21 protein-coding genes and 1 other RNA gene are annotated in these 21,660 nt (G+C 46.2%); 4 read left to right on the plus strand and 18 right to left on the minus strand.

Annotated elements, in window-relative coordinates; translation table 11 throughout:
• Positions 1-13 precede the first annotated feature (13 nt).
• The 12 genes from murC to rsmI all read right to left on the minus strand — a co-directional run bounded on the left by murC (position 14) and on the right by rsmI (position 13,633).
• Positions 14-1,474, minus strand: coding sequence for a UDP-N-acetylmuramate--L-alanine ligase (gene murC / locus AACQ42_RS13395; protein ID WP_013856083.1), 1,461 nt, complete (start codon positions 1,472-1,474; stop codon positions 14-16).
• A 13-nt stretch (positions 1,475-1,487) separates the two neighbouring features.
• Positions 1,488-2,549, minus strand: coding sequence for an undecaprenyldiphospho-muramoylpentapeptide beta-N-acetylglucosaminyltransferase (murG, locus tag AACQ42_RS13400; protein WP_088732836.1), 1,062 nt, complete (start codon positions 2,547-2,549; stop codon positions 1,488-1,490).
• The gene (ftsW, locus tag AACQ42_RS13405; protein WP_094165105.1) at positions 2,536-3,711 is read right to left on the minus strand and encodes a cell division protein FtsW; all 1,176 of its coding nucleotides are present in this window, start codon (positions 3,709-3,711) and stop codon (positions 2,536-2,538) included. The genes murG and ftsW overlap by 14 nt, the downstream gene beginning before the upstream one ends.
• 42 nt (positions 3,712-3,753) lie before the next feature.
• The gene (gene murD / locus AACQ42_RS13410) at positions 3,754-5,091 is read right to left on the minus strand and encodes a UDP-N-acetylmuramoyl-L-alanine--D-glutamate ligase (protein WP_094165107.1); all 1,338 of its coding nucleotides are present in this window, start codon (positions 5,089-5,091) and stop codon (positions 3,754-3,756) included.
• A gap of 15 nt (positions 5,092-5,106) precedes the next feature.
• A complete protein-coding gene (gene mraY / locus AACQ42_RS13415) occupies positions 5,107-6,189 on the minus strand; it encodes a phospho-N-acetylmuramoyl-pentapeptide-transferase (RefSeq protein WP_013856079.1) in 1,083 nt (360 codons plus the stop codon).
• Positions 6,186-7,544: a UDP-N-acetylmuramoyl-tripeptide--D-alanyl-D-alanine ligase gene (locus AACQ42_RS13420; RefSeq protein WP_094165109.1), complete on the minus strand. Its 1,359-nt coding sequence runs from the start codon at positions 7,542-7,544 to the stop codon at positions 6,186-6,188. Before AACQ42_RS13420 ends, mraY begins: the two co-directional genes overlap by 4 nt.
• Complete coding sequence (gene murE, locus AACQ42_RS13425; RefSeq protein ID WP_094165111.1) at positions 7,541-9,028, minus strand: UDP-N-acetylmuramoyl-L-alanyl-D-glutamate--2,6-diaminopimelate ligase; 1,488 nt, start codon at positions 9,026-9,028, stop codon at positions 7,541-7,543. The genes AACQ42_RS13420 and murE overlap by 4 nt, the downstream gene beginning before the upstream one ends.
• A gap of 16 nt (positions 9,029-9,044) precedes the next feature.
• Positions 9,045-10,775 carry a peptidoglycan glycosyltransferase FtsI gene (locus tag AACQ42_RS13430; protein WP_013856076.1) on the minus strand — a complete coding sequence of 577 codons (1,731 nt, stop codon included), beginning with the start codon at positions 10,773-10,775 and terminating at the stop codon, positions 9,045-9,047.
• A complete protein-coding gene (gene ftsL, locus AACQ42_RS13435; protein WP_010318013.1) occupies positions 10,772-11,089 on the minus strand; it encodes a cell division protein FtsL in 318 nt (105 codons plus the stop codon). Before ftsL ends, AACQ42_RS13430 begins: the two co-directional genes overlap by 4 nt.
• Positions 11,090-11,092: 3 nt before the next feature.
• Positions 11,093-12,043 (minus strand): 16S rRNA (cytosine(1402)-N(4))-methyltransferase RsmH, encoded by a 951-nt coding sequence (gene rsmH / locus AACQ42_RS13440; RefSeq protein WP_017042655.1) that lies wholly within the window; start codon positions 12,041-12,043, stop codon positions 11,093-11,095.
• A 200-nt stretch (positions 12,044-12,243) separates the two neighbouring features.
• Positions 12,244-12,647: RNase P RNA component class A (gene rnpB, locus AACQ42_RS13445), an RNA gene on the minus strand.
• 119 nt (positions 12,648-12,766) lie between these two features.
• Positions 12,767-13,633, minus strand: a complete 867-nt coding sequence (rsmI, locus tag AACQ42_RS13450; protein WP_013856074.1) for a 16S rRNA (cytidine(1402)-2'-O)-methyltransferase — start codon at positions 13,631-13,633, stop codon at positions 12,767-12,769.
• Positions 13,634-13,702: 69 nt separating this feature from the next.
• On the opposite strand from rsmI, the gene AACQ42_RS13455 reads away from it, so the two are divergent.
• From AACQ42_RS13455 to AACQ42_RS13470, 4 genes are read left to right on the plus strand one after another with little or no spacing between them, the layout of a single operon-like run.
• Complete coding sequence (locus AACQ42_RS13455; RefSeq protein WP_094145433.1) at positions 13,703-15,508, plus strand: penicillin-binding protein activator; 1,806 nt, start codon at positions 13,703-13,705, stop codon at positions 15,506-15,508.
• On the plus strand, positions 15,495-15,863 hold the full coding sequence (locus AACQ42_RS13460) for a YraN family protein (RefSeq protein WP_017047456.1): 369 nt from the start codon (positions 15,495-15,497) through the stop codon (positions 15,861-15,863). The genes AACQ42_RS13455 and AACQ42_RS13460 overlap by 14 nt, the downstream gene beginning before the upstream one ends.
• Positions 15,864-15,866: 3 nt before the next feature.
• On the plus strand, positions 15,867-16,457 hold the full coding sequence (locus tag AACQ42_RS13465) for a phosphoheptose isomerase (protein WP_010318025.1): 591 nt from the start codon (positions 15,867-15,869) through the stop codon (positions 16,455-16,457).
• 3 nt (positions 16,458-16,460) lie between these two features.
• Positions 16,461-17,030: a BON domain-containing protein gene (locus AACQ42_RS13470; protein ID WP_017042658.1), complete on the plus strand. Its 570-nt coding sequence runs from the start codon at positions 16,461-16,463 to the stop codon at positions 17,028-17,030.
• Between the two features lie 85 nt (positions 17,031-17,115).
• Here AACQ42_RS13470 and sspB read toward each other — a convergent pair whose 3' ends face one another.
• The 6 genes from sspB to rpsI all read right to left on the minus strand — a co-directional run bounded on the left by sspB (position 17,116) and on the right by rpsI (position 21,652).
• Positions 17,116-17,595 carry a ClpXP protease specificity-enhancing factor gene (gene sspB / locus AACQ42_RS13475; protein ID WP_026027949.1) on the minus strand — a complete coding sequence of 160 codons (480 nt, stop codon included), beginning with the start codon at positions 17,593-17,595 and terminating at the stop codon, positions 17,116-17,118.
• A gap of 9 nt (positions 17,596-17,604) precedes the next feature.
• On the minus strand, positions 17,605-18,240 hold the full coding sequence (gene sspA, locus AACQ42_RS13480; protein ID WP_026027272.1) for a stringent starvation protein SspA: 636 nt from the start codon (positions 18,238-18,240) through the stop codon (positions 17,605-17,607).
• 97 nt (positions 18,241-18,337) lie between these two features.
• Complete coding sequence (locus AACQ42_RS13485) at positions 18,338-19,075, minus strand: cytochrome c1 (protein ID WP_094123837.1); 738 nt, start codon at positions 19,073-19,075, stop codon at positions 18,338-18,340.
• Positions 19,072-20,337 carry a cytochrome b gene (locus tag AACQ42_RS13490; protein WP_017046505.1) on the minus strand — a complete coding sequence of 422 codons (1,266 nt, stop codon included), beginning with the start codon at positions 20,335-20,337 and terminating at the stop codon, positions 19,072-19,074. Before AACQ42_RS13490 ends, AACQ42_RS13485 begins: the two co-directional genes overlap by 4 nt.
• On the minus strand, positions 20,337-20,933 hold the full coding sequence (gene petA / locus AACQ42_RS13495; RefSeq protein ID WP_010318038.1) for a ubiquinol-cytochrome c reductase iron-sulfur subunit: 597 nt from the start codon (positions 20,931-20,933) through the stop codon (positions 20,337-20,339). Before petA ends, AACQ42_RS13490 begins: the two co-directional genes overlap by 1 nt.
• Positions 20,934-21,259: 326 nt before the next feature.
• The gene (gene rpsI, locus AACQ42_RS13500) at positions 21,260-21,652 is read right to left on the minus strand and encodes a 30S ribosomal protein S9 (protein WP_010318040.1); all 393 of its coding nucleotides are present in this window, start codon (positions 21,650-21,652) and stop codon (positions 21,260-21,262) included.
• Between the last annotated feature and the right edge of the window lie 8 nt (positions 21,653-21,660).

Consider the following 21,660-nt stretch of genomic DNA (forward strand, 5'->3'; position numbering starts at 1 on the left):
TAAGCCATTTAAATTAAACCTGTTGCATTTTACTGATATTCAGTTCGAGTCCCGCTAAATGTTTCGCTACCTTGCCGATATCCCCAGCACCTTGCGTCAGCACGAGGTCACCATCTTGTAATACATTAGCCAGAATCGAAGGCAGTATGGTGCTGTCGGGAACAAAAATAGGATCAATTTTACCGCGACTGCGTATCGTTCGGCACAACGATCGACCATCGGCTCCCGCAATCGGCTTTTCTCCTGCGGCATAGACATCGAGCATGATCAGCACATCGACTTGCTCCAGTACATTGGCAAAATCATCATACAGATCGCGAGTTCGACTGTAGCGATGGGGTTGGAAAATCATCACTAGCCGTTTTTCTTGCCAACCACTACGCGCCGCCTTAATAGTCACGCCCACCTCGGTCGGATGATGACCATAATCATCAACGAGCATCGCAACCCCATTGCCCGTATCAAACTCGCCCAGATGATCAAAACGACGTCCCGTACCTTGGGTGCTAGCCATCGCTTTTAAAATCGCTTCATCGCTGATGTCGTCTTCCGTTGCCACTGCAATAGCCGCGGAGGCATTAAGCGCATTATGACGACCTGGAATATTAAGCGTGATATCCAGATTGGCTCGTCCCTGTCTGACGACCGTAAACTGGCCTTGTTGCCCCTGCTGATGGTAATTCTCAATCCTGACATCTGCATCATCGGCAAAACCGTAGGTGATCACTTGACGGCTGATACGTGGGATGATTTCACGCACAACAGGATCATCAATACATAATATCGCCTGACCATAAAATGGCAGGTTGTGTAGGAAATCGATGAAGGTCTGTTTGAGCGTTTCAAAATCACCGCCATACGTATCCATGTGATCAGCTTCGATGTTGGTCACGATACTAACCATAGGCTGAAGATGAAGGAATGAAGCATCACTTTCGTCAGCTTCAGCAATCAAAATCCGACTTGAACCCAAACGCGCATTGGTGCCAGCGCTTTTGACTAACCCGCCATTAACAAACGTGGGATCTAAACCAGCCTCAGAATAAATTTGCGTAACCAATGCCGTAGTCGTTGTTTTACCATGCGTACCAGCCACCGCAATGCCATGACGAAAACGCATTAATTCCGCCAACATTTCTGCACGACGAACAATAGGAATGCGTCGCTCACGCGCCGCTTTCAGTTCAGGATTTAGCTCATCGATTGCAGTAGAGACTACCACTACGCTGGCGAGTTCAATATTAGTGGCTTGATGACCGATATAAATGATAGCCCCTTTACTTGCCAATCTTTCAGTCACAGGGTTGGAAGCAAGATCAGAGCCGGTAATTTGGTAGCCTTCATTGAGCAATACTTCTGCAATTCCGCTCATTCCCGCCCCACCAATACCGACAAAGTGAATACACTTGACGCGGCGCATCTCTGGCACCATGGCACGGATTTGAGCTAAATCTTGAGTATGTTTAATGGTCATGAAAAATTTCTCGTTATTGGGTAAGTGCGATGATAGCGTCGGCAACGACTTTATCAGCATCCAGTTGTGCGGCTGCACGCGCTTGTTGCGCCATCAACAGCAAATCATGACGCTCAAGAGAAGCAATCTCTTGCGCTAGTTTTTCTACTGTGAGCTGCGGCTGTTCAATCATTTTGGCCGCACCACAAGCGACTAAGTGATCCGCGTTAAGCGCTTGCTGTCGGTCTTTATGCATAAAAGGGATAAATATAGCGCCAACACCGGCCGCTGCCACTTCAGAAACCGTTAATGCTCCCGAACGGCACACCAGTAAATCAGCCCACGCATAAGCGCCAGCCACATCCTCAATGAACTCGGTAACGTGTGCATTTTTGATCTGAAGCGCGCGATAAGCTTGCTCAACCGACTGTTGATTATTCTTGCCTGCTTGATGGCAAACTTGGTAATTATCGCCAAGCACAGCTAGTACGTCAGGCAAAGTTCGGTTGAGAATCTGCGCACCTTGGCTGCCGCCCATCACGAGAATGCGGATCGGTTCATTGCGCTCAGCAAAACGCACTTGCGGCTCGGGTAATGTAGCGACATCTTGACGTACAGGGTTACCTACGACTTGCGCCTCAGTAAAGGCACCGGGGAAGGCTTGAAATACACGTTTGGCAATTTTCGAAAGCCAACGGTTAGTTAACCCTGCTACGGCATTTTGCTCGTGAAGCACAACGGGAATTCCCATAGACCAGGCTGCCACACCACCGGGGCCGCTGACGTATCCGCCCATGCCGAGCACCGCATCAGGTTGCCACTGCTTCAAATAACGACGCGCTTGAAAAATCGCGTTCACAATTTGAAAAGGCGCTTTCAGCAAACGCCCTATGCCTTGGCCACGTAAACCTTTGACCTGAATAAAGTCGATCTCAATACCATGTTTAGGCACTAATTCTGCTTCCATCCGATCCGCAGTCCCTAGCCAGCGGATCTGCCAACCTTGCTGTTGGAGCTGTTTAGCCACAGCGAGACCGGGAAAAACATGTCCCCCCGTGCCGCCAGCCATAACCATTAAACGTTTATTGTTTATCATTGGATTCTTTTTCTATAGACACTCGATTGCGATCTTTGAGTCGACATTCATGATCAATTCTCAATAAGATCGACACCGCAACCGACATAATAATTAAGCTTGAACCGCCATAACTGATCAAGGGCAACGTTAGGCCCTTAGTCGGCACCATACCCGCTGCAGCACCCACATTGACGAGTGTTTGGAATGCAAACCAAATTCCAATACCAAAGGCCAAATAGCCACCAAATTGCTGATCATGCTCAAAGGCTTTTTTACCGATAAACACCGCTTTAAGCACCAGACTAAAAATCAGCAGTAGAACCAGTACAACGCCAACAAAACCGAGCTCTTCAGCCAGCACTGCAAATACGAAATCAGTGTGCGCTTCAGGTAAGTACTCTAGCTTTTGAATCGAGTTACCAAGCCCTTGACCAAACCACTCTCCACGACCAAAGGCCATCAAAGATTGAGTCAATTGATAACCGCTGCCAAACGGGTCTTCCCACGGGTCAAGAAATGAAGTTACACGGCGAATACGGTAAGGCTCTGCAGCAATCAGTGCGATTACCGCAACAATTCCAGCCACCATGAGCGCAATAAATTGTGATAGTTTGGCCCCAGCAATAAACAGCATACCAAACAGAGTCACTAGCATCACAACCACGGTTCCCAAATCTGGCTGGCCAAGCAGCAAAATGGCCAAGGTTCCAAACACCATAATCGGTTTCATGAAACCACCAAAAAAGGTTTGCCTCACTTCATCTTGTTTACGAACTAAGTACCCAGCCATGAAAATAAACAGTGACAGTTTTGCGACCTCAGCTGGTTGCAGGTTAAATAACCCCAAAGGGATCCAACGCGAAGCACCATTGACCGATTTGCCCGCGAGCAAAACCACAATCAGCAGCATAAAAGAGACGCCAAGTAGCACCGAGCTGTATTGCATCCAACGTTTCATTGGCACTTGCAACACCACACTCGATGTCACGATGGCCAGCATCAAGAAAATGGCGTGACGAAACATAAAGTGAAACGGTTGATCCGTTAAACGCGAACTGATAGGAAACGAAGCCGATGTCACCATCACCAGCCCAGTCAGCATCAAACCTAAAGCAATCCATACCAATTGACGATCAAACAAGGCTTCAGGCTCTTGGCTCTGAAACCATTGACGAGTCATTTTGATGAGGCTTGAAAAGGACAAAATGCAATTTCCTGTTGATTAAGCGTAACGCTGCGCAAGCTCGGCAAAGGCGTCACCTCTGGCCATAAAGTTTTTAAACTGATCAAAACTGGCACAAGCAGGCGAAAGCATCACCATATCACCACGACGCAGCTGCGGTTTGATCGATACGATAATCTCTTCCATCGATGAATAAAACTGAGCCGATGGATGCAGTGGCATGAATTGCCCACCGTCAACGCCAAAACAGCACAGTTTTACGTTCAATGTTTTTAGTATCGGTGCTAATGGCGAGAAATCAGCGCCCTTGCCAACGCCCCCCACAAGCAGATACAAAGTCCCTTGGCAATTTAACCCCGACAACGCCGCTTGAGTGCTTGCGACATTGGTCGCTTTCGAGTCATTGACCCATTTTACGCCGTGATTATCAGCAACAACCTGACAACGATGTGTCAGCCCGCGGTAAGATTTCAATGCATCAAGCGCAGATGAGTAATCAACACCCGCCAAATCGAGCAGTGCGAGCACAGTGAGCACGTTGGCACTATTGTGTCGTCCCACTAAGCTGAGTTCCTCGCTTGCCAACAATGGCGTGCCTTTCGCCACTAAGAACGATTTGCCATCAATCATTTGCGTGCAATAGTCCGCGTCATGTTCAACGGAAAAACGTGCGATGTGACCTGAAAATGAGGGAGGTTCCGTCTGGCTATCATCGGCGTTCACGACCGCCGCTTGCGCATACTTAAAAATGCGCAATTTAGCTTGGCGATACGATTCCATACCATCGTAGCGATCCATATGATCTTCAGTCAGATTGAGAAAGGCAGCAGAGACGAGTTTTAAACTTGAGGTCGTTTCCAGCTGGAAGCTTGAGAGCTCCAGCACATAAAGATCGGCCTCTTGCTGAAGTAGATCTAAAGCAGGCACACCAATATTGCCGCCAACGGCAACCTTAACCCCAGCAGCTTTAGCAAGTACTCCGGTTAAATCCGTCACAGTGCTCTTGCCGTTGGCTCCTGTGATAGCGATAACAGGCTTATCCACCTGCCAAGAAAAGAGCTCAATATCGCCCACCACGGGAATATGTCGTGCTAACGCCTGTTGAATCTCTGGCGTAGCTAAAGCAATACCCGGATTAGTAACAATCAGGTCAGCGTCAAATAGCCAAGCTTGGTTCCAGCCACCACAATGTAGCTCAACTTGCGAGCTTAAATGCTCTCGACCTGGCGGGTTTTCCCGTGTGTCGATCACCTTAATCGTGAGCGAGCGATCTAAGCTCAAAAGGTAGTTAACCACCGAGAGACCCGTCATACCCAGCCCCACGACCACCACATTATTAACAGTTTGCCAACGATCCATCTTCATTCCATTCAACACCGTTTTGCTCTATCACTAGCGCACTTTTAGTGTAGCCAAACCCACTAACACCAACACAATTGAGATAATCCAAAAACGGACGATCACGCGTGGTTCTGGCCAACCTTTCAATTCATAGTGGTGATGGATAGGGGCCATCCGGAAAATACGTTGACCACGCAATTTGTAGGAACCGACTTGTAAAATCACCGACAAGGTTTCCATCACAAACACGCCGCCCATGATCACTAACACAAACTCTTGACGAACCAACACTGCAATTGTACCGAGTGCACCGCCTAAAGCGAGTGAACCCACATCGCCCATAAAGACTTGCGCAGGATAAGTGTTGAACCACAGAAAACCTAAACCGGCCCCCACAATTGCAGTACATACCACCACCAACTCTGAGGCATAAGGAACATAAGGAATATGCAGATAACTGGCGAAATTGACGTTCCCAGTTGCCCATGCAATCACAGCAAAACCGGCAGCAACCAAAACAGTCGGCATGATGGCTAAACCGTCCAGACCATCGGTTAAGTTCACCGCGTTACTGGTTCCGACGATGACAAAATAGGTCAGCACAATGTAGAGCAAGCCCAGTTGCGGCATCACATCTTTAAAGAAAGGCACCACAAGCTGAGTAGCTGCGGTATCGTTGCCATGTGCATAGAGAGCAAACGCCACTATCAACGCAATGGCCGACTGCCAAAAGTATTTCCAGCGCGCGATCAATCCATCACTGTTTTTACGCACCACTTTGCGATAATCATCCACAAAACCGACGACGCCATAACCAAGCAGCACCGCGAGTACAGCCCACACGTAAGGGTTTGAGAGATCTGTCCACAGCAGTACGGTAGTAATGATAGAGGCGAGGATCATAACACCGCCCATGGTTGGCGTACCGCGCTTACTAAAATGTGATTCTGGGCCGTCGTTCCGCACTACTTGACCAATTTGCAGTAGTTGCAAACGTTTAATCAAGCGCGGCCCCATCCATAACGACAGAGCAAGTGCGGTTAAAATACTGACGATGGCCCGAAATGAGAGATATTCGAACAGACGAAAAAAAGAGAAGTATGGCTGGAGTAGATCCGCGAGCCAAATAATCATGAGTATTTCTCCTTTAGAGCAGCCACAATTTTACTCATACCCGCACTGTTTGCACCTTTGACAAGTAAGGTATGAGACTCTTGATCGAATTGTGATAATTGCTGCTCGATATAAGCAATCATGTCCGCATGGCTTTCAAAATGGAGGCCATGGCATAGGTCACTGATCACTTTTGCATCGCGACCGTAAGTAAGGACATAGTCAAACTGGAATGGTGCAGCATGTTCACCGACTTGACGATGAAGTGCAAGGCTTTCATCGCCCAACTCAGCCATATTACCTAAAATTAACCAACGCCTTGCAGAGAAAGTGTTAAGTAGATCAACCGCCGCTTTCATCGCTGGAACACTGGCATTGTAACTGTCATCAATCAGTTTCACAGTCGAGCTCAATTGGGTGACATCAACACGCCCTTTCACCTGAGCTAGATGCGCAAGTCCGTACTGCACCTCTTCAAGATTTGCACCCAACTCCATGGCTAATGCCGCCGCCGCCAACGCATTGGAAACGTTATGTTCACCCACAATATTGAGCCCAATGTCAATATGACCGACGGGTGTGATCATTTCAAACTGGGCTTCACCTTGTTCATTAAGCTTAATACCACGAGCGTAAAAATCTGCCATTTGACGGCTGGAAAAGGTTTTAACGGTTTTGTCCGCTAAAATAGCGCTCCACCGCTCACCACCGTGGCTTTCTAAATTAATAATGGCTGTCGCACCTGAAGCAAGGCCTTGATAAATTTCACCTTTCGCCTGTTTTACACCCTCAATTGAGCCAAAACCTTCCAGATGCGCCGCGGCAACATTGTTCACCAATGCGACATCCGGCTTCACTAAAGAGGTGGTATAAGCAATTTCACCAATATGGTTCGCCCCTAACTCAATCACCGCATACGCATCATTAAGATCAGAGCGAAGCAGAGTGAGCGGCACGCCGATATCATTATTAAAATTGCCAGCAGTAAAGAGCACGCGCCCTTTGGCTGATAAAATATTTGCCACCATCTCTTTGACAGTGGTTTTACCACAACTGCCTGTAATCGCAGCGGTCGGTGTTTGACACTGTTGGTGAACCCAAGCGCCAAGCTGGCCTAACGCCAGTTTGGTGTCGGTAACCACCAGTTGAGGAACCGAAACCGCCAAAGGGCGCTGAACCAATAACGCCTTTGCACCAGACGCAACCGCTTGTGCAGCAAACTCATGAGCATCAAATTTATCACCGACCAAGGCAACAAAGAGCGCACCGGGTTTGATTTGACGTGTGTCGGTCGAGACCTCAGACACTGTCATATCACAACCAACCAATTGTGCATGCAAAACGTGCGTCAATTGCTGTAAAGAGACTTCTATCATGCACTTATCTCCAGTAAGGTTTGCGCCGTTTCGCGATCCGAATAGTGAATAGTTTGATGGGCCATCACTTGATAATCTTCATGCCCTTTGCCTGCCAATAAAATGATATCTTGCTGATCGGCATGCTGCAGGGCGTATTGCACGGCAGCATAACGATTGTGCTCAACGTGTGCGCGACTTGCAAACTCAAGCCCTGCCACCATATCTTGCACAATGTCTGCCGGTTTTTCGCTACGAGGGTTATCATCGGTCAAAATGACCTTATCGGCGCAGCGCTCTGCAATTTCGGCCATCATCGGGCGTTTGCCTTTATCACGGTCGCCACCACAACCAAAAATCGCCCATAGCTGACCTTGGCAATGAACGCGAAGTGCCAACAGTGCTTTTTCCAAAGCATCAGGCGTGTGTGCATAATCGACGACGATCTTCGCACGATTTGGCGCTTGAAAGAGCTCCATTCGCCCTAAGACTGGCTGCAGTTGAGAAGCCGTTGTCATCAAGGCTTGTTTATCAAACCCTAAAGTCAGCATAGTGGCAAACGCGAGTAGAAGATTGCTGGCGTTAAATTCGCCAATCAACGGCACGCTCAATTCACCTTGACCATAGTAGCCGTCGAAGGTTAATGAAATACCATTATCACTGTAAGAGACCGAGCTCGCCCACAGCGCTTTAGCGCATTGCGGTTGCAGCTTTAAAGAGACGGCAATCGGTGCTTTCAGCTGTGCTAACCAACTCGCCCCCACCGCATCGTCGGCATTAATGACAGCGTATTGGCAGTGATGAGCGGTAAATAAGGAGAGCTTTGCTTTGGCGTACTCTTCCATGGTGCCATGATAATCGAGATGATCGCGGCTTAAGTTAGAAAACACGCCCACAGCGAACTTCAATGCTTGAACTCGCCCTTGAACTAATCCGTGCGAAGAGACTTCCAGAGCGGTATAGCGAGCGCCCTGCTGCGCTAATTGATAGAGTGTTTCTTGGACCTCAATGGCATTACCTGTGGTATTGGCGGCAGGCTGTAAATGGTTAAGAAAACCATTCCCCGTCGTCCCCAGCACCGCCGCTTTCTCGCCTAACAAGTCAATCCACTGCGCGATTAATTGAGTAATGGTGGTTTTACCGTTAGTTCCCGTAACCCCAATCAACGTATTGGTCTTCGAACGATAAAGCCGCGATGCCAGTTGAGATAGATGTTGGTTTAGATCAGCAAGGTAAATCACTAACACGCCATTGACGGTAGTCATACTGCCATGCGGATGCTGCCCACACGCTTGAGCCAATACCAGATTCGCTCCAGCTTGAGTGGCGCTCTCAATAAACCGCCTTCCGTCGATGGCATGGCCGACCACTGCAATAAAGGTATCATTGGGTGATATTTTACGGCTATCGAGCACTAAACGAGTCACCGACAACGTTGAAATAGAATGGCCATCGAGGTCAAGCCAAGGGGCGATGAGATCTTGTAAACACATACTCGGCGTCATTGTGCTTCTCTCTTAATTATTTTTGGAATCGATTTTCATCAGGAGCAACATTGAGGATCTGCAACGCTCCTTTCATTATTTCGGCAAAGACAGGGCCAGCAACGGAACCGCCATAATATAAGTCACCTTGAGGTTCATTCACCATCACCACTAACGAGACTCGAGGGTCGCTCACTGGAGCCACTCCTGCCGTGTAAGCAAAATATTCATCACCATAACCGCCGGCAATCGCTTTGCGCGAAGTGCCTGACTTGGCCGCAATACGATAGCCCGGAACCGCGGCTTGAGTTGCTGTGCCACCGGGTTGGGTAACGGTTTCTAACATTTCCAACACTTTCTTAGCATTAGTTTTATCAACCACTTGGCGTGATAAATCTTGCTGGTTGCTGTCAATAATATGGATTGGTTGGTACTGACCTAAATTGCCTAAAGTGGCATAAGCATGAGCCAACTGAATGGGGGTAATTGACAAACCATAGCCAAATGCCAAGGTGGCAATTTCAAACGGTGACCAACGGCGGCGATTCGGGAAAATACCCAAAGTCTCACCGACGAGGTTTAAACCGGACATTTCACCAAGCCCTACAGAGGTATACATACCTAATAGAGCTTCGAGAGGCATTTCAAGCGCCAGCTTAGCCACTCCGATGTTACTCGATTTTTTCAGAATTAAGGTTAAATCGGCTTTGCCGACTTTTGAGGTATCACGCACTCGACTGCCGCCGATTTGCATGATGCCATTCCCTGTATCAATCACCGTTTTGTCATTCGCAACGCCATTTTCAAGCGCGGCCAATACTACAAAAGGTTTGACAGTTGAGCCCGGTTCAAAGGCGTCCGTGATCACGCGGTTACGCATTTTAAAACTTTGCCAATCGGAACGGTTATTGGGGTTGTATGAGGGGGCGTTAACCATCGCTAATACTGCACCCGTTTTCACGTCGAGCAAAATGGCCGATGCCGAAGTGGCACGATAGTCCGCCACAGCTTGCTTGACCGCACGAAAGGCGATCGCTTGCAAACGTTGGTCAATGGTCAACGCCAGTGGCTTGCCCTCTTCACGCTCTTCAAGCGAGATATTTTCCACCACTCGGCCATACCGATCTTTGCGGATCACCTGTTTGCCAGCTTCCCCCGTCAGCCATTTATCATAGCTGCGCTCAACCCCTTCTAAACCGTGACCATCGATGCCCGTCACACCAATTAAGTGCGCACTCGCCTCACCGGCTGGATAGTAACGGCGAGATTCGGCCTTTAGCCCCACACCCGCCAATTTAAGTTCGCGAATATAATTGGCCATTGCAGGGCTCACTTGACGCTGCAAATAGATAAAACGGCGGGTTTGGTTCTCTTCAATTTTTTTCAGCAGTTCACTGCGCTTAATGCCTAACACATCAGCCAGTGCGTACCAACGTTCACGTTCAACTAAGCCGCCGGCTTTAAAAATAGCCACAGGATCAGCCCATACTGCATCGACAGGAACACTGACTGCGAGAGGTTCACCATTACGATCTGAAATGATTCCGCGTGCCGATGGCAAGGTTTTGGCTCGGACAGAGCGCATATCCCCTTCGCGGATCAAATTATCCGGTTCGATAATTTGGATGAAGGCAACGCGCCCAACCAATAAAGCGAAAGCAACGAATACAAAAAAGAGGATGAGATAGAATCGCCAACGGATCAAAATAGGAGATGTCGCTTTTTCTTGACGAGGTGCCGCTTGGGCTTTGTCTTTGTTTTTTTTCATTTGAGCGTAATCACCACTTCTTTATCAGAATCAGGTCGCTTCATTTCCAGCTCTTGTTTGGCAAGATTCTGCACGCGGCTATGTTCTGCGAGGGCCGTTTCCTCAAGAATGAGGTTACGCCATTCATTATCGAGCCGCTCACGCTCAACTAAGGTTTGATCTTTTTCTGAAATCGCCTGCCTAGAATGGTGGGTAATAAACACCACACCCATCGCACTGGCAAAAATTAACATTAACAAAATAAGCGGCACTCGACCCACCGTAAACAGGTCAAGTGCAATCAGTTTGGTTAAGTTAGGCGGCGATTTAGACATGGACTACAGTTTTTCAGCAACTCGTAATACTGAGCTGCGTGAACGGGGATTGAGTTCCACTTCGTCTTTAGTTGGCATAATCGCTTTCCCAACTGGTTTTAAGTTGGCTGAGCCCAATGCCTGAATTTGTATTTCTGTTAACGGCAAACCATGTGGAACCTCTGGGCCTTTACTCTCTTTACGAATAAAGCGTTTGACCATGCGATCTTCAAGCGAATGGAAACTGATCACCGATAAGCGCCCTTGTGGGGCTAAGATCTTAGCTGCGCCTTTTAATGCAGTGTCGATCTCTTCTAATTCACTATTGATATAGATACGAAATGCTTGAAATGAGCGCGTAGCCGGGTGTTTTTTCTCTTTAAAGCTTTTCGGCGCAGCTTCTGAAATCAGTTTAGCCAATTGACTGGTGCGCGTCAGAGGCTCTTTTTCATCGTCTTCACGGTAAGCGACAATCGCTTTGGCAATACGGCGCGCGTGCTTGTCTTCACCAAATTCACGAATCACCCAAGTAATGTCGTCCAAATCGGCTTGCGCAAGCCACTGTGAGACAGGGATCCCTGACGTCGGGTCCATACGCATATCAAGCGGGCCATCTTTCATGAAACTAAAACCGCGCTCGGCATCGTCCAACTGCGGCGAGGAAACACCTAAATCAAGTAGTACTCCATCTACTTTCCCGACCAGATCGTAGCGCTCAGCGTATTGTGCCATGCCAGAGAATGGGCCATGAATGATAGTAAAACGCGGGTCGTTAATTTTTCCAGCTTCAGCAATCGCTTGTGGATCGCGATCTATGCTGTACAGACGACCATTGTCACCCAACTTAGAGAGAATTGTACGACTATGACCACCACGGCCAAACGTGCCGTCGATATAAATACCGTCTGGTTTGATAGCAAGGCCATCAATGGATTCATTCAGTAGTACAGAAATGTGTTGAAAAGGTTCAGTCATCGTTTTCTCATCGGGCTAAAGCTGAAATATAGCAATCGGCTACGGCGCAAGTATTCAGTTTACTGATTTAACGCCGCATCGCTACCACTTGACGTTGGCATCACGTGATATTGCGCTAAGTTTAGTGCTTACGAAATAATTTTCGTCAATAAAAAGCAAAAAACCCATCATAACCGCAAGAGTTATGATGGGTCTGCAATAGGTGGAGTTGACGTATAAGCCGGGTTCTGTTCCGCTTGCGCGGCAGTAGCCATTCGTCTAGGCCAGCAATCACTCACTGGCTCAAGCAACCTACCCGCTTCCTTACGCGAGCAACGCAATGTGGAAGCCTATTTGGTCTTGCTCCGGGTGGAGTTTACCTTGCTACGAACTGTTGCCAGACGCACGGTGCGCTCTTACCGCACCCTTTCACCCTTACCTGTGCCCATTCCGAAGAAATTGGGCCATCGGCGGTCTTCTCTCTGCTGCACTTGTCGTAGGCTTTCGCCCCCCAGGCGTTACCTGGCACCCTGCTCTATGGAGCCCGGACTTTCCTCCCCTCCATCAGTCTCCCCAGCACAAGGCTAAAGGACATCAATGAAGCAGCGACTACCCAGTCAACTCCGAGGGCGGATTGTATAGAGAAAGATAGGTACTGTCTAGGCTCAAACAACTTCTGTGTTTAATTCACGCTTAAGCGTTTAATTATCCATCGATTTAAAACATCAAGATGCCGCTGGCTAATTAAGCAGATAGGTTTTCAAGCCCCCACTTATAAAGGGCATTTTTCTTAAGGTTATAAATTTCAGCCGCCAATGCGGCCGCTTTTTTCAGAGGCAGCTCTTTTGTCAAAATCGCTAAACTGCGCAACGCTTCGTCCGGCAAGCTATCGTCCACGCTTTCTCTGTAACCATGGATCAGTAACACCATTTCACCACGCTTGCGGTTCTCATCTTCATTAATCCAATTAATCAGTTCGCCTAACGGCAAACCTTGAATCGTCTCGAAGGTTTTGGTGAGCTCGCGGGCTAGCACCACGTTACGATCTGGCCCTAAGATAGCTAACATATCTTGCAGTGATTCGCTAATTCGGTGTGGTGACTCATAAAAAATACAGGTGCGTTCAGCCTTAGCGATCTCTAGGAATTTATCTTTACGCCCTTTGCTTTTCGGCGGCAAAAAACCTTCAAAACTGAAACGATCAGAAGGCAAGCCTGATGCACTGAGCGCAGTAATCACAGCACATGCGCCCGGAAGTGGCACAACTCTCACACCAGCTTGACGACATTGATTGACAAGATGGTACCCTGGATCACTGATCAGTGGCGTTCCTGCATCAGAAACCAACGCAATAGATTGCCCTGATAATAATTTATCGACTAACACTTGTGCTTTTTGCTGTTCGTTGTGATCATGCAAGGCAAAGGTTTTAGTCTGGATATTGAAGTGAGCGAGAAGTCTGCCAGTATGGCGTGTATCTTCCGCAGCGATAACATCAACACTTGAGAGTACTTCAATGGCTCGCTGGGTAATATCACCCAAATTGCCAATTGGCGTAGGAACAATGTAGAGAGTTGGGATCTCTGCTGGCAAGGTTTTGCTATCTGTCATTTGTTTACCATCACTTCAACGATTAATATAGAGACAATTTTACACGGAATAACGAAAGAACTCATGGCTATGAAGAACCATCCGAGACTCAGTGTACCACGCTTATTCACGCCCGTTGCATTAGCAATGGCTTTGGCGGCGTGTTCGTCTTCACCGTCGACGCCCACCTCAGTCGATATTACGCAAGATCCCACCAAGTCAGCGCAAACTTACTTGATGCAAGCAGATAGTAGCCAAGGTTCACTGCAAAATGATTGGTTGATCATGGCTCTTAAAGCCGCCATTAACGAAAACAACAGCGAACAAGCGCAACTGTTGATTATGCGCTTAGCCAAACAGTCGCTCTCTGAAGCGCAACAAGCTGAATGGCAAATGGCTAAGGCGCAGTTGTTGAGTAATGCGGAACAGTTTTCACAAGCGCTCTCTCAGCTTAATTTTCAGGCTTGGTGGAAGCTAAGCCCTGAAACATGGGCTCAATACCATCAAATGCGCGCCGATATTTTTACCGCGCTCAGCCGCCCTTTTGATTCAAGTAGGGAGCTTATTGCATTAAGCACTTACGTTGATGATGCCGAGCAAGAGGCGATTGCTGATCAAATTTGGCTCAATTTCAATCACTATAGCGAGCGTGAAATTACCCAATTAAATCCAGAGCCTAACGAAAACGTGCTCGATGGCTGGCTACAACTGGCTGTATATATGAAAACGCTCAATAGTAATATTCCGCAGTTGAAGAATACGCTCGAAAAATGGCTTGCGGAAAACAGCAATCACCCAGCGGCTCGTTATACGCCTAAAGCGATACAAGATATTTTAGCGCTGGAAATCATCAAACCCACTAACACCGCGTTGTTACTTCCTCTTTCCGGAAAGTTTGCCACGCAAGCTCAACTGATCCGTGATGGCTTTATCATGGCGATGATGAATGACCGTAACCGTGACCTCAATGCTACCTTGACTGTGATTGATACCAATGCCGAAGACGCCGCGCTCATAGACAAGCAATTGATTGAAAAAAACATTGATTTCATTGTTGGGCCACTCATCAAAGAGAACATCGAGAATCTACATAAGCTTCAACAAGCACGCTTAGCTTCTATCCCTACGCTGGCGTTGAATATTCCAGACAAAATTGAAGATCATCCTAACACTTGCTATCTTGCACTTTCGCCAGAGCAAGAGGTTGAACAAGCCGCTAAGTATCTGTTTAGCCAAGGCTATCAATACCCTTTAATACTCGCTCCTCAAGGTAATTACGGCCAGCGTGTAGTAGAAGCGTTTAACGCAGAATGGCAAAAATACAGCAAGAATAAAGTATCGGTGAACCTATTTGGTGATAAGCGTCAATTGCAACGCAACATTAACTCAGTATTTGGTCTACAAGATAGCCAACAAAATATCGCGCAAATGGATGCGTTGATGGGTATTGATTTGCAAAGCCTGCCCCGCAGTCGTCGTGATATCGATTCGGTTTATATCGTGGCTAACAGCGCAGAATTGACTTTAATTAAACCCTTTATCGAGGTTGCAATTAACCCTGACACTAAGCCACCAAAGCTGTTTTCAAACTCTCGTAGTAACAGTGGTAACACACAGTATGAAGACCTCTCGGGTGTAACTTATAGCGATATTCCATTACTCATTCATCCCAATTCAATGCTGGATAATGAAATGAACCAATTGTGGCCAAAGAACTCCAACAGCGAGCGACGCTTACAAGCATTAGGTATGGATGCTTATCAGTTAATGATTGAGTTGCCACAAATGAAAGTCGTCGAGGGGTATAGTATCGATGGCAAAACAGGCACATTAAGTATTGATGAGCAATGCGTGGTACAGAGAGAGATCAGTTGGGCAGTGCATGGCGCTCTTTAGTCGCCGCGCAGTTGGTCAACAGTATGAAACCGCAGCCAAACACTATTTATTAGATTGTGGTTTGGCTTTTATTGAACAAAACTTCAATACCAAAGTCGGTGAAATCGACCTCATTATGCGAGATAAAAACACCTTAGTGTTCGTAGAGGTTAAATACAGGAAAAACCAATGTCATGGGCATGCCGCAGAAATGGTTACTACTGCAAAAATGGCAAAGTTGATGAAAACCGCAACTTTATGGCTACTGAAACATGGCCTATCGCCCTATGACACCGATTTTCGTTTCGATGTGATCGCCATCCACCAAGATGTGCACCACATTGAGTGGATTAAAAACGCAATAACTCAAGGATAAACGATGCTCGACAGCATTAAAGACAGTTTTACCGAAAGCATCCAAATTCAAATTGCGGCTGCTGAAGCACTACCCCATGCGATCACGCATGCTGCACAAGCCATGGTGGCAACGCTACTTAACGGTCATAAAATTCTCTGTTGCGGTAATGGTGGCTCTTCGGCCAATGCCCAGCTTTTTTCTTCTTGCTTACTGAACCGTTTTGAAACTGAACGCCCGAGTTTACCCGCCATTGCATTAACCGCAGACAATACCACGTTAACCGCAGTTGCTAACGACTATCACTACCAAGAAATATTCTCGAAACAGGTACGTGCATTTGGTCAACCTGGTGATGTTTTGTTGGCTATTTCAACCAGTGGTAACAGCAAAAACATCATTAAAGCGATGGAAGCGGCTGTGACTCGTGATATGACGATTATCGCTCTCACAGGCAAAGACGGTGGAGAAATGGCTGGTCTTCTAGGTGAAAATGATGTGGAGATCCGCATCCCCTCGCAGCGAACGGCTCGAATCCATGAAGTTCATATGGTCACCCTACACTGCTTATGTGACTTGATTGATCAAGTCCTTTTCCCTTCTCATGAAGAATAGACAATGAATAGATTAAAACTTTCACTCATTCTACTGTTGAGCTTTGCTGTATCAGGTTGTGCAGGAGTTATCCTTGCTGGCGCGGCAACAACAGCGAGCCTAGTAACAGACCCTCGAACCACTCAAGAAATTTGGAATGATAATAACATCGAATTTGAAGTAGCAGGTATCGCCAATAAAGCCCCCTTTAACGGAAAAACTCGCATTACGGCCAGTTCTTATCAAGGGATTGTCGTGTTGATGGGACAAGCTGAAAACTCCGGATTACTCAATGAGTTTGAAAATAAAGCACGTGAGACAAAAGGGGTCAAAACCATTCATAATCAAGTCAGAATAAAAGCGCCTTTATCAATTGGCGAAATCAGTAACGACAGTTGGATTACGACTAAAGTAAAATCAGCGCTGTTGGCCAATTCTGAACTGAACACAATCAAAATCAAAGTAATCACAGAAAATAGAGAAGTATTTTTACTTGGCTATGTCTCGGCGGAACAGGCTAATCTAGCCAGTGATATTGCTCGAAACATATCAGGCGTAAAACAGGTGATTAAGGCATTTCAATACAGCGAATAACCTCGGTTATCCTTTGTTTTTTTAGAAAAAAAGCAGCGAATATCGCTGCTTTTTCGATCATGACTGCTTAATGTGTGAAAATGAGTTACTTAATGACTCTTAGGCTTGGTTTTCCCTTCGGCCGAGAGGTTTCTTGTGCTCGAGTCTCTAATAATTCCTCATCTTCTTGAGAAGCAACGCTTAACATCGGCTCTTGTTCAGATTCCTCTGTTATGCCCGCTTCTAGATAAGGGATATAGGCCTCTTCAGGTTCAAACATAGTACCTGCACCGTTTTCACGTGCATAGATAGCTTGCACTGCGTACAAAGGCACTATGACCGAATGAGGACGTCCACCAAAGCGAGCATTGAACGTAATCGCTTCATTACCAAGCTCAAGGTTACCTATCGCTCTTGGGGCAAGATTAAGGATAATTTGTCCATCTTGCACAAACTCCATCGGCACTCGTACACCTGTAAGAGTAGCATCCACAACAACATGAGGAGTCAATTCATTTTCTAATAGCCAATCATAAAATGCTCTAAGCATATAAGGTCGGCGAGGAGTCATTTGAGAGATATCCATCAAACTGCCTTAACGAACTAAACGCATCTCACGTTCAGCTTCTGTTAAAGAAGCCAAGAATGAATCACGCTCAAAAACACGATTCATATATACTTTAAGCTCTTTAGAGCCAGGACCAATCAGATCAATACCCAAAATAGGTAAGCGCCATAGTAATGGAGCTAAATAACAGTCAATGAGGCTAAACTCTTCACTCATGAAATATTCGTATTCCGCGAACACAGGACCAAGAGTAAGCAGATCATTGCGTAATTTATTACGAGCAGCTTCTGACTCTTCCGCATTACCCTTCACGACTTTCTCAGCCAGTGAGTACCAGTTTTTCTCAATACGGTAAATCATCAAACGGCTATTACCACGAGCCACAGGATAAACAGGCATCAGCGGTGGATGAGGGAAACGCTCATCTAGGTATTCCATGATGATCTTTGAGTCATAAAGAGCAAGCTCACGATCAACCAACGTTGGTACTGTCTTATATGGGTTTAGCTCAATAAGGTCAGCTGGCAGATTGGTTTCATCAACTAATTCTACTTCAACACTGACACCTTTTTCCGCTAGAACAATACGTACCTGATGACTATACATATCAGATGCACTCGAAAATAGCGTCATCACAGAACGTTTATTGGCAGCTACAGCCATGGAGCCCTCCAGCACACTTACAGATATAAAAACAATGGAGGCCAAGCCTCCATTGAAGATTCTAAAAATTAGAAATTAACGCCGCATGGTAGCACAATTAATGCACATCACGCCAATATTCTTTCTTCAATAGAACGACCACGATAGTAAATAGCACAAGGAATGCCATTACCCACCAACCTAAAGTTTGACGTTCAAGCTTGACTGGTTCTGCTGAATATTCAAGGAAGTTAACAATGTCACGGACCGCTTGATCATACTCACTTTGGCTCAGCTCACCCGTTCCATCAGACTCGGCACCAATAACAGCCTTGACTTCCTCGCCATTGACAATATGAGTACCATAAACTGGTTGTGGGATCCCTTGTAGCTCTTCAAGCACATGAGGCATACCGACACTTGGGAATACGATGTTGTTTACGCCAAAAGGCCTGCTAGGATCGGCATAAAATGAGCGAAGGTAAGTATACAACCAATCTGTTCCTCGAACACGAGCCACAAGCGTTAAATCTGGTGGTGGTGCACCAAACCATTTCGCTGCCGACTTATCTGGAATCGCATTCTCCATCAGTTGACCAATTTTGGCATTCGGATCAAAGATCAAATTCTCTTTCATCAAATCCGAGGGAATATTCAAATCATTCGCTACACGCTCATAACGCTGGTACTGAGTTGAGTGGCAACCAAAACAGTAGTTCATGAATAGCTTTGCACCATGCTGCAATGATGCTTGATCTGTTAAATCATTATTTGCTTTATCTAAATGTACATTTGCGCCAGCTGCCAAAGCAAGAGATGGCAGCATTGCAAACAAAATTACAATCCACTTTTTCATTTAAATGTCACCCTCTCTGGTAATGGTTTCGTTGCTTCATTTTTGCTGTAGAAGAACAACAAAACAAAGAACATGAAGTAACCAACGCTAAATATACGTGCAAGCATTGTGTAAGTGGCTGTCGCAGGTAACGCACCTAAAACACCTAACGCAATAAAGCAGATAGTGAACTGAATAATATTGATTAAGTGGAACTTACTACGATAACGGTAAGAACGAACCTTACAACGATCCAGCCATGGCAATAAGAACAACACCACAATCGATGCACCCATCGCAGCCACACCAATTAATTTATCAGGAACAGCACGTAAAATTGCATAGAAAGGCGTGAAATACCAAACAGGTGCGATGTGTGCTGGCGTTTTTAGTGGGTTTGCCGCTTCAAAGTTAGGCGGCTCAAGGAAGTAGCCCCCCATCTCTGGGTTAAAGAACAACACATAACAGAACAGGATTAAGAAACCAGCTACACCAATAAGATCTTTCACTGTCCCGTAAGGATGGAATGGAATCGAATCAATGATGTCGTATTTCTTGGTGTAGTAGTCATGAAATTTAAACTGCGTTTTATAATCATCGCCCATCGACCCTTTTGGTACTTTGGTTTCGATACCGTCAGGGTTATTAGAGCCGACTTCATGCAGTGCTAATATATGGAGAACAATTAGCAACAATAAAACAATAGGTAAAGCAATCACATGCAGTGCAAAGAAACGGTTCAGAGTGGCACCTGAAATAACGTAGTCACCACGTATCCATAGAGTTAAATCATCACCGATAACGGGGATTGCACCGAACAAAGAGATAATAACTTGCGCTCCCCAATAGGACATTTGTCCCCATGGTAGCAAGTATCCCATAAAGGCTTCGGCCATCAACACTAAGAAGATCAGCATGCCAAATAGCCATAGCAGCTCACGAGGCTTCTGATAGGAACCGTAAATTAAGCCACGGAACATATGTAGATAAATCACCACAAAGAAAGCTGAAGCGCCAGTGGAGTGCATATAGCGCAGTAACCAACCATACTCAACATCACGCATTATGTATTCAACAGATGCAAAAGCCCCTTCACCTGATGGCACATAGTTCATGGTTAGCCACACGCCAGTGAGCAGTTGGTTAACAAGAACCAACATGGCTAACGATCCAAACAAATACCAAAAGTTAAAGTTTTTCGGCATTGGATATTCAGATAGGTGTTTTTTGTAAGCGTTCATTGCAGGTAAACGCTTTTCTACCCAATCAAGTAAAACTTGCATTATGCAGCCTCCCCGGTCTCATCTAATCCTATGACAATACGAGTATCGCTAAGATACATATATTGAGGGATAACCAAGTTTAGTGGTGCCGGAACACCTTGAAAAACTCGACCCGCCATATCAAATTTCGAACCATGGCAAGGACAGAAAAAACCAGATTTAACCCCTTGAACTTGTTCACTAAAAGAATCAGGCAAATAAGTAGGTGAACAGCCAAGGTGAGTACAAATACCCACAGCAACGAAATATTCAGGTTTAATCGATCGATAAGCATTTTGCGCATAATTAGGCTGCTGCTGCTCATCCGATTGAGGATCTCGAAGTTGGTTTTCTATATCTTTTAGCCCATCGACCACTGATTGAGAACGACGAACAACCCAAACAGGTTTTCCTCGCCACTCAACACGAACCATTTGCCCCTCTTCAAGTTTACCGATTTCAACTTCAACGGGGGCTCCAGCCGCTTTGGCTTTGGCACTTGGGTTCCAAGATTTAATAAAAGGAACGGCGACAGCAGCGGCTCCTAACCCTCCGACAACGGCTGTTGTCGCGGTTAAGAAACGTCTGCGACCGTTATTTAAAGGCGCATTGCTCATCCAAACATTCTCCCATTTGCTCCCTGTGGATTATTATTATTCCGCTTATCAAGAGCATGGCTAACAAAATACGAATCTAGTTGTATTTATTTGATGGCAAATCATAAATAAAACCCTACTTTTTGACAAGATAAAGCTACCTTTTCGTAACATTCGTGAAGTAAATCGCACGTGAGGTCACAAAAGGAAGATTAAAGAGCAACAACCAAATGATGTGATTAAAAAAATGAGTGTTTGCTAACACCAAAAAACAAAAAGCCCGGTATAAATACCGGGCTTTTGAACCACAATCCAGTAACACTGGAAGCGAATCTTTTGAAAAAAGATTAACGCTTAGAGAATTGTGGTTTACGACGTGCTTTACGCAGACCAACTTTCTTACGTTCAACGCAACGAGCGTCGCGAGTAACGTAGCCAGCTGCACGTAGAACAGGACGTAGTGATTCGTCGTATTCCATTAGAGCGCGAGTGATACCGTGACGGATAGCACCAGCTTGACCAGAAATACCACCACCTTTAACAGTGATGTATAGATCTAGTTTCTCAGTTAGTTCAACTAGCTCAAGAGGTTGTTTAACAACCATGCGAGAAGTTGGACGACCAAAGTAAACATCAAGGCTACGCTTGTTGATTACAATGTTGCCGCTGCCTGGTTTAATAAAAACGCGTGCAGCTGAGCTTTTGCGACGGCCAGTGCCGTAGTATTGATTCTCTGCCATTTTCGAAA

This window comes from Vibrio sp. V12_P9A6T4, assembly GCF_963874835.1.
GTDB lineage: Bacteria > Pseudomonadota > Gammaproteobacteria > Enterobacterales > Vibrionaceae > Vibrio > Vibrio anguillarum.

Bases quoted from the DNA above. Each gene is read 5' to 3' on its own strand.
- murG (WP_088732836.1), bottom strand. From the start codon at position 2,549: ATGATAAACAATAAACGTTTAATGGTTATGGCTGGCGGCACGGGGGGA.
- sspA (WP_026027272.1), bottom strand. From the start codon at position 18,240: ATGGCTGTAGCTGCCAATAAACGTTCTGTGATGACGCTATTTTCGAGT.
- ftsW (WP_094165105.1), bottom strand. From the start codon at position 3,711: ATGACTCGTCAATGGTTTCAGAGCCAAGAGCCTGAAGCCTTGTTTGAT.
- rpsI (WP_010318040.1), bottom strand. From the start codon at position 21,652: ATGGCAGAGAATCAATACTACGGCACTGGCCGTCGCAAAAGCTCAGCT.
- murE (WP_094165111.1), bottom strand. From the start codon at position 9,028: ATGACGCCGAGTATGTGTTTACAAGATCTCATCGCCCCTTGGCTTGAC.
- AACQ42_RS13460 (WP_017047456.1), top strand. From the start codon at position 15,495: ATGGCGCTCTTTAGTCGCCGCGCAGTTGGTCAACAGTATGAAACCGCA.
- petA (WP_010318038.1), bottom strand. From the start codon at position 20,933: ATGAGCAATGCGCCTTTAAATAACGGTCGCAGACGTTTCTTAACCGCG.
- AACQ42_RS13485 (WP_094123837.1), bottom strand. From the start codon at position 19,075: ATGAAAAAGTGGATTGTAATTTTGTTTGCAATGCTGCCATCTCTTGCT.
- murC (WP_013856083.1), bottom strand. From the start codon at position 1,474: ATGACCATTAAACATACTCAAGATTTAGCTCAAATCCGTGCCATGGTG.
- AACQ42_RS13420 (WP_094165109.1), bottom strand. From the start codon at position 7,544: ATGATAGAAGTCTCTTTACAGCAATTGACGCACGTTTTGCATGCACAA.
- AACQ42_RS13490 (WP_017046505.1), bottom strand. From the start codon at position 20,337: ATGCAAGTTTTACTTGATTGGGTAGAAAAGCGTTTACCTGCAATGAAC.
- rsmI (WP_013856074.1), bottom strand. From the start codon at position 13,633: ATGACAGATAGCAAAACCTTGCCAGCAGAGATCCCAACTCTCTACATT.
- AACQ42_RS13470 (WP_017042658.1), top strand. From the start codon at position 16,461: ATGAATAGATTAAAACTTTCACTCATTCTACTGTTGAGCTTTGCTGTA.
- AACQ42_RS13430 (WP_013856076.1), bottom strand. From the start codon at position 10,775: ATGAAAAAAAACAAAGACAAAGCCCAAGCGGCACCTCGTCAAGAAAAA.
- AACQ42_RS13465 (WP_010318025.1), top strand. From the start codon at position 15,867: ATGCTCGACAGCATTAAAGACAGTTTTACCGAAAGCATCCAAATTCAA.
- ftsL (WP_010318013.1), bottom strand. From the start codon at position 11,089: ATGTCTAAATCGCCGCCTAACTTAACCAAACTGATTGCACTTGACCTG.
- sspB (WP_026027949.1), bottom strand. From the start codon at position 17,595: ATGGATATCTCTCAAATGACTCCTCGCCGACCTTATATGCTTAGAGCA.
- mraY (WP_013856079.1), bottom strand. From the start codon at position 6,189: ATGATTATTTGGCTCGCGGATCTACTCCAGCCATACTTCTCTTTTTTT.
- AACQ42_RS13455 (WP_094145433.1), top strand. From the start codon at position 13,703: ATGAAGAACCATCCGAGACTCAGTGTACCACGCTTATTCACGCCCGTT.
- rsmH (WP_017042655.1), bottom strand. From the start codon at position 12,043: ATGACTGAACCTTTTCAACACATTTCTGTACTACTGAATGAATCCATT.